Annotated in this window: 6 protein-coding genes; 1 reads left to right on the top strand and 5 read right to left on the bottom strand. The window is 66.8% G+C overall.

Annotated features, from left to right (window positions below):
• The 5 genes from ON26_RS28650 to ON26_RS28630 all read right to left on the bottom strand — a co-directional run.
• Window positions 1-2979, bottom strand: a 2979-nt coding sequence (locus ON26_RS28650) for an nSTAND1 domain-containing NTPase (protein WP_051027819.1), incomplete at its 3' end; no start/stop codon positions are given.
• Between the two features lie 352 nt (window positions 2980-3331).
• Window positions 3332-4234 carry a DUF4231 domain-containing protein gene (locus ON26_RS28645; RefSeq protein WP_169333793.1) on the bottom strand — a complete coding sequence of 301 codons (903 nt, stop codon included), beginning with the start codon at window positions 4232-4234 and terminating at the stop codon, window positions 3332-3334.
• A 34-nt stretch (window positions 4235-4268) separates the two neighbouring features.
• Window positions 4269-5582: an alpha/beta hydrolase gene (locus tag ON26_RS28640; protein ID WP_040800984.1), complete on the bottom strand. Its 1314-nt coding sequence runs from the start codon at window positions 5580-5582 to the stop codon at window positions 4269-4271.
• Between the two features lie 178 nt (window positions 5583-5760).
• On the bottom strand, window positions 5761-6009 hold the full coding sequence (locus ON26_RS28635) for a hypothetical protein (RefSeq protein ID WP_040800983.1): 249 nt from the start codon (window positions 6007-6009) through the stop codon (window positions 5761-5763).
• Between the two features lies 1 nt (window position 6010).
• On the bottom strand, window positions 6011-6712 hold the full coding sequence (locus ON26_RS28630; RefSeq protein WP_083884426.1) for a TNT domain-containing protein: 702 nt from the start codon (window positions 6710-6712) through the stop codon (window positions 6011-6013).
• Window positions 6713-7079: 367 nt separating this feature from the next.
• On the opposite strand from ON26_RS28630, the gene ON26_RS28625 reads away from it, so the two are divergent.
• Window positions 7080-7727: a hypothetical protein gene (locus tag ON26_RS28625; RefSeq protein WP_040800982.1), complete on the top strand. Its 648-nt coding sequence runs from the start codon at window positions 7080-7082 to the stop codon at window positions 7725-7727.
• Window positions 7728-7835: the final 108 nt, after the last annotated feature.

The following is a 7835-nucleotide window of genomic DNA, read 5'->3' as shown; positions in this document are numbered from 1 at the left end:
ACCGAGATCCCAGAGTGCGGGGTCGATGATCGGCGGGCCGACGGGTTGACCAGTCGCCGCATCCCACAACCGCAAGGGACTGTCCCCGCCGCCGGACAGGATGCGCTGCCCGTCCGGGCTGAACGCCACACTGGTCACCCACACCGTCTGCCCGGCTATCGGGCTGCCGACGGGTTGCCCGGTGGCCGAATCCCACACTCGCACAGTTCCGTCGAAGCCGCCGGAGACGATCCGTTGCCCGTCCGGGCTGAACGCCACGCTCGTCACCCAGCCGGTGTGGCCCGTCATCGGCGGGCCGAGGGGCCGGCCGGTGGTCGCATCCCAGACCCGCACGGTGTCGTCTCGGCTGCCGGAGGCGATGCGGCGTCCGTCCGGGCTGAACGCCACGCTGGTCACATAGCCCGTGTGCAGGGTCATCGGGCTACCGACAGGTTGTCCGGTACCCGCGTCCCACACCCGCACGGTGTCGTCCTCTCCGCCGGAGACGATCCGTTGTCCGTCCGGGCTGAACGCCACACTGTTCAGGGCGCCGGTGTGACCGGTCATCGGGGCGCCGATGGGTTGTCCGGTGGCCGCGTCCCACACGCGCACGGTGTCGTCGGCTCCGCCGGAGACGATGCGGTTTCCGTGCGGGCTGAAGGCCACGCCGCGTACCGCGGCGGGGGTCTGGATTATTTTGAGCGTTCGACGCAACTTCATCGCGGCGGTGAACATCGCGCCCTTGTCCGCGCTGGATGCGATGTGCTGGGCGGCGAGGATCTGCTGGAACGCACGTACGTCGCCGCCGGTCTGGATGCCCGCCAGCATGGACTGTCCCTCCGAGGTCAACCTCAGGGCGATCGCGTCATGAGTGCGCGCATCGGCACGGCGCTGAGCGATTCTGGCCTGAACGAGGCCGAACACCGCCACGAGGGCGATCACGAGCGTGACCGCGAGAACACCCCGCAATATGCGCGACCGCCTGCGAAGCACGGCCGCGTGTGCGTTCGCCTCCTGTTTCGCCTTCGACTCCGCCGCCGCGAGCGCTTCGGCCGCTCGCAGTTCTGCCTCGTGTCGTCGTCTCTCGGCGTAGATGCGGTCGTTCTCGCGGGTTCTGGAGGCGAGCAGAAAGTTGCGGGTGGGGTTCAATCGGTCCCGGTAGCCGGGTTTGCCGGCCAAGGCTTCCGCGTCGGCCAGCCGGGCGCCCTCGAGCAGCCAGGCATCCTGGCGGTTGTTGTGCTGCCAGTCGGCGGCAGCTCGCTCGAGGGTATCGGCGTTCTGGAGGTCCAGGCTTTCGGTGTCGAGCCATCCGGCCAGTTCTTTCCATTGCCGAAACAGGCTCTCCAGAGCGACCTCGACGACCACCTGTCCGTTGCGTACATCCTTGACCAGCAGCCGTTTTTCCACCAACGCATTGATCAGGGCGCGGCTGTCGGCGGGCAGATCGCGCCAGCGGGCCGATCGGCGCATCGGCTGATTGTTGTCCGGGTTGATCGTGGCCAGCCACGGGATGAACGCGGCATGCAGGGCGTCGAGTTCGGCCGCTCGTTCGGCGGGGTCGGTGGCGAGCAGGGCGTCGATCTCGCTTTGCACGATCCGCGGCATCCCGCCCATCGCCTCGTACTCGGCCACGGTCAGGTGCCCGCCCGCACCGTAGTCGAAGTAGAGCCGTTGCAGGGTCAGAGCCAGCAGCGGCAAAGTGTCCGCGCCCTGGGCGCTGTCGGCCAGCAGCCGGTCGACCAGATCAGGGTCGATGATCAAGGGCCGACCGGCCGCGGTGGCCCGTGCGGCGGGGCTGGTGATGACTTCCTTGAACTGCGCCGCAGGCAGCGGGCGGAGATCATCGAACACCACGGTCTGAACTCCGGCGAGTTGTGAGGCGGTCTGCAACGGTTCGTATCGGTCGGCGCGGATGGTCGCCACCACGATCAACGCCGGAGTGGTTCCGGTGTCGTGGCGCAGCACATCGGCAAGCAACGCCAGGAACTGCGGGGCTTGCGGGCCCGCGTCGGCACCGAATAGCTCCTCCGCTTGATCCAGCGGCAGGATCAGTGTCGGTGACGGGCTGTCGACGGCCAGGTCCGGCAACCGGTCACGAGCCGCGCGCCGGGCCTCCTCCAGCCAGCCGCGCAGTCGCTCGACATCGGATGCGAGACAGGCGCCTTTGATCTCACCCAGCAGCGGCCGGTTGAGCCCGAGTCCGGTGCGCAGGCGATGAATCGAGTGAGCCAGGCCCAGGTCACCGGTGAGCACGGCCTGTTCCGGGCGCACGATGCCCATGGGCAGGAAGGTGCGGTCGTCGCGACGCAGCCGGGGCAGCAGTCCGGCCCGCAGGAACGAGGACTTTCCCGCACCGGACGGGCCGAGGATCACCAGCAGCGACTGCACCCCCGAGTTCCGCATCCCCCGCAACCCGTCGATGCCCCGCAAGATCTGGGCGTCTCGCCCGAAGAACACCGCGGCGTCCGATTCATCCAGTGGAGCCCATCCCCGGTAGGGAGCCCGATCCGGGTCCTGTCGGGGCGGCCATGGGAAATACTGCGCTTCGATCCCCAGCGCTCGGAGGCCATCGAGGAGACGGTGCAGGCCCTCGGTCGCGAGTACCACCGGTTCACCCCCGTCATCGAGGGAGATCCGAGTGGTGGGTCCATCTCCGAACAGGTCGCAGCGCTGCCATTCGCCGGTGATGCCGCTGTCGGGCACCGGCTCGAGCCGCGCGCACACGATCGCCTTGTTCAGGGTTTCCGCATATCGATATTCGGTTTCACATTCGTGCGAGGCCGCCCAATGCGCCGACAGCAGGCACAGCACTGCCTCACAACGGGCGTTGGCTTTCTGCAGAGCCTGTTTCCAGCGTTCTCCCGGCCGGATCCCGGTGTGCGGGTCCAAGTCCAGGAAGATCTCGTTCTCCAGGGCCGGCTCCTGCTCGATCAGCCACCGCTTCAACGCGATTGCCTGCCGGGAATCCCGGCTCGAATGACTCAGGAAAATGCGCGACATCCGATCACCGCACCCGATCTCGCGCATCGAACCGGGGGACGATGGGGCAAGGAGGTGCAGCCGGTTCACCGTATGGTGCGGTGAACCGACTATCCTTGTGCCCCGAACAATCACCTGGCGCCATGGATGATCCTCAGGTAGTGGGCACTACATCGAGGCCGATCGAGTTCCAGAGAATCTCAGGGGGCGGTGCCTCGACACCACCCTTCGCAGCATAGAGGGCGGAGGCCGTATCCTCAGCTGATTCGTGACAGCTGGATTGTCGGGCCGTGGGTCGGCGGACCGGGTAATACGAAAGACTCGAAGTTCGACATTGCGGCATTCAGCCTTCTTCGAGCCGGGTTCGGTCGCGTCAATTGCCGTCGAAGTCTGGTTCGCTCGCTTCACCCCATTTCGCCATCCAGGTCTGATTCTGGGCAGCGATAACGTTCTCGCACTCGGCGATCAAGTCTGTTGCGGACAAAGGCCTGCCGTCGGCGGCGGTACGCCTGTCGGCGAGGCGGCGCAATTCGGCAGCGGTGCGGCTGTATTCGATCCACAGCGCCTCGTAACGTTCGCGGGCGGCATGGGTGGCGACCGTTCCGGCAGCGGTGGTCGCCACCGACGTCCACGCCCCGATATTCGGCGACAATGCGGCTACGGCAGCGAGAGCTGCGGCCGCGAGCGCCAACGTCACCTCTATGGACCGGAGGGTTTGCACTCGGCGGTGCATCAGCCGGGCCCTCGGGTCGTAGAAATGATCCAATTGAGATTCACGCACCCGCAGATTCAGGTAGCTCTCCACGTCATCGACGGGCGGAAGCGGGCGTGCTGTCACCGCGACGTCATCAGCGTAGCGCTGCAGATCACGCATCTGCCGTTCCAGCCGCTGCACTTCGGCTTCCAATCGCCGGCTCCGGTCACCGGCGGCGTAATCCCCGGTCGAGGTCAAGAACAGAAAAACCTCACTTTTGATCGCTTCGGACACGGACCGCGCCCGTGTCCAGTCACGGACCTTGTTCACACTGTGCCGGCCCCTCGATACAGCGACTCCGGCCATGACCACGGCCGCGGCGGCCGCCACGGCGATCGCCGCGGGCTCGTTGACAGGCCCCAATTGGCTGCCGGCCAGAGCGAGCGCGGCGCCAACCACTGTGGAAACCAGGCGCCATTGATCCGCGCGATATGGCCGCGATTTCAGTTTGTCCGCGGTCCTCGACCAGATACCCTGGCGCTGCCATGCCCATTCGGCTGCCGCTTCCCTCGGTAGGGTCATGAAAAAAGCCTGCCATGGGGTGGTCGAGGTGGGGTCACGGAAGGCCGAGTCGGTGGCTGAGCCAGGGCAGCTCCTTTTCGAGTCCGGCCGACCACACGACGAAGCTGTGCCTGCCCGGCACTTCGGTGAGGTGGACATCCATTCCGGCGGCCCGCGCCGTGTCGACGAGTTGTTCGAGCCCGGCGCGGTAATCCTTGTCGCTGCGGCCCACCACGAAGGAGCCGGCCGAATCGGGGTAGCGGTTGCGGGTCAGCAGATCCGCCGGGTTGTTCCGGGCGAATGCCTCGGCGTCGCCGCCGAATCCCTCGTCGATCGTGCGGGACCGGTCCCCGAGGGAGGGCTCCGCTTGACCGGACATGTCGATGAATGTCGGATACACCTGGGGTCTGGTCGTTGCGAGTTGCAGCGCACACGTCCCGCCGTAGGACAGGCCGCCGATCGCCCAGGCGCGTGGGTCGGGGTCGACCTGCAGGTGTGTGCGGACCCAGCCGGGCACGTCGACGCCGAGATAAGTCGCGGCGTTGCCGCGAGGCGAATCGATGCACAGCGGGTTGTCGAACTGGCCGCCGGTGCCGTCGGGGACCACGACTATCGGGGTCAGCCCGTCGTGTTCGGCCGCATACGCGTCCATGGTCTGCACCAGGCGTCCCCCGACGAGCCAGTCCTCGGGGCTGCCGGGTTGCCCGGCCAGCAGCACCAGGACGGGCAGATCCGGGCGGGGGTCGGTGAAATACGCCGGCGGCAGGTAGATTCGCGCGGCGCGAGCACGGAATCCGGAGGTCGTCCCGGGGATCGACGCGGTCGTCACGGCTCCTCTGGAGGGCATGTCCGGCGAGGGGCGCCAGTCCGCCACAGAGGTACGTTGTGCCGCCGGCTTCAGAGAGTCGAAGGGCACGGTCCGGTAGTCGCTCGCCCCGATGGCCGTCCGTACGGTCGGATACGCGTCGTAGAGCGCGTTGATCTGCCCTGCCGAAGCCGCAACGACAGCCAGCGTGGCCACGACCAACCCCGCGGCGATCAACGGGCGCGCGTGGTCACGCCCACGCACGAACCACCTACCGATGAGCAGGGCGACAGCGAGGATCCCCAGCGCCGACCACGCGTATACCGATATCGGCAGTACATCCGGGAACGGTCGCCACACGCGCTCGATGAACAGCGCCGCCAGCACCGTGACGACGACGGATGCGGCGACGGCCACGGGGATGCCGACGAGCAGCCACCGGCGGCGACGACGCGCGGCCAGAGCGGCGAGCCCTACCGCGGTGAGAGCGGCGAAGACCACCACGGCCGGCCCCGTGGTCAACGACGCGTCCAGAACCGGATCGACGAGCCCTGACCAGGACATGACGCCCAGTATGCGTGAACACGGGTTCGGCGTGTGGGAGCGCCGCGGGCGTCCGCGAGGCCGCATAACAGGCGGATGCCAGGACAGCGGACGGTGCTGGGCATCCGCGCGCACAAGGGCCACCGCTAGAACCCGCCTAGCGGTGGCCCGTGTGCGTGATATCGGAGCTGGTCGCGGCTCAGGGTGGGGGATGGCCCATCATCGACCGGTAGATCCACGCGGCGGCGTCGGACTCCGCGTCGAACCGAGCTCCGACGGTATATTTCCCGCGTTCGTGGACCCCTACCTCCCAGCCGCCGCCGGATCCGGGCCGCAGGAACCAGAAGTCCTCCGGCAAGACATCAGGGGAATGGACGCCTACGACCTGGAACCAGTGCGGAGGCTTTCCGGCGGCGAGCAGGGCGGCGACGAGTTGCTTACGGTCCATGTCAGTTGGGGATTTCCTCGACCAGGTAGCCGTTGTCGATCAGCCATTGTACGTTCAGCATTCCCGGTTGCTTGCCCGTGTATTCCGGGCCCGGTACGTAGCTGGAATTCAGCACGTACTGCGTGCCGAGTCCGGGCTGGCCGAACCAAGGCGCGGCCGGTCCCGCATCGACCCGGAAGGCCTGTTGCACGCAATAGACGTGATAATCGCTCTGCGGTGTATTCCCGTACGAGTTGAGATTCGACGGCGGAATCGCTCGCTTGCTGTACGGCACGCCGACTGGTGACAGGTACTTTCCGCTGGTAGCGCCGAACCTGTCGAGGCGCGTGCCGACCGGGAGATCCTCCGGATGCGCCGTCGGTTTGCCGTCGTTGAACACGAACCCGCTGTCAGGCGGATAAAGGTATTCGGTTCCCGGATGGAATTTCGCCACGAACCCGGCTTCGGTGTAGTTCCCGAAGCGCTTGTATCCGTCCAGCAACCGGCCCACCGGCGGAGCCTGTGGTAACGGCTCGGGCCCCAGGTAGGGACGAGCCGGATCATAGAACGGCGTGGCCGGGGCATTGGGTGGTACACCGGGGCGGCACGGCCCCGCCGAGCCGGATCCCGAGCCGGTGTCCGGTAGGGCCTGCACCGTGATCGGGGCACCGGCCAGCAGGAACAGGGAAGCGAAGAAGGCGGTGAGCAGAGATCTGTAACGCAACGATACCTCCTGGGGGAGAGTAGATGCGGCTTGGTGAGCATACGGAGCGGATGTCTACTTCGCCCTGTTCTGTGAACAGTGGCGGCGTGTTGCCCGGATCTGCTGTCTGCGGTAGTCGGGGTGCCCTCGTCGGCTCGGGGACCGAGCTGATCGATCACTCCGGGGGCCGGGCGGCGATATGAAGCCACCCGGCTTTCGTGCACACGGTGAGCACGGGACCCGGGCGATTCTCGGCCATGGGATCATCGGGGCCGACGTTCGACATCGGTGCCCGGGCAGGAGATCGCGGATGACCACGATGCGGCGGTTCTAAATCGAATTCGAACCGCGGGAGTCCGCCCTTGGATGGCCCGGACAGGTCGTCGGTGTGACCGGATTCGATGTGCGGGATTGCTTGTCGCTGGTGGCGGATCTGATCCCGGACGCAGCGTTGCCACCCGTGCGCCGAATCACGGCCGACATCTCACTGGCCGAGCCATTGCCACTGAATCCGCGCTATCTCGGAGTCCCGGTATGGCGCGGCGTGTGGTACCCGCCGGTGAACCTCGGAACCGGGCCGATCCGCGGCATCGACCGAAGAGGTGCGCCCCGCGACTACCCGACACCTGTTGCGGCAGTACGCCGCCGAGCGCGGGCAGGCGAGGCCCTGCGCACCACGTGGTGGGACGAAATACCGCATATCGATGGTCTGCTGTGGCCGCTGGTGGACATGCACCACGCCGAATGCCGCGGCGGAATGCGGCATTACGCCCCGGCGCTGCGTGACGCCTGTATCACGGATCCGACCTACGGAATCCTGGTGCGCGAAGCCCTGGACTTCATGATCACGTGGCGTCCGACACCGGACGAATGGTTCGACCCGACCGAAAGCAGGTTCGCCGATCAACGAGACCTGGACGAGTACCTGAGAGCCTTCCGCGACTACGTGTTCGGAACTCGCCCGGAGCCGATCTACCTTCCCACCGGTGAGCGGCCTTCACCGGACGCGCAACCGCGACTTCCCGGCCGCGAGTGAAACCCTCTGGAGGCCAGGACATCTCGCGAGTGCGGTCGGCCCGCGCGTCTGAACGGTGCGGATTGTCGATGCTGGTCAACGGGCAGTTGCGGTTCGTAGTCATCGGCG

This window comes from Nocardia higoensis NBRC 100133, from assembly GCF_000308595.1.
Classification (GTDB): Bacteria; Actinomycetota; Actinomycetes; order Mycobacteriales; family Mycobacteriaceae; genus Nocardia; species Nocardia higoensis.
Note: the sequence above shows the minus strand (reverse complement) of the source record. Positions and strands in the feature narration are given on the sequence as shown.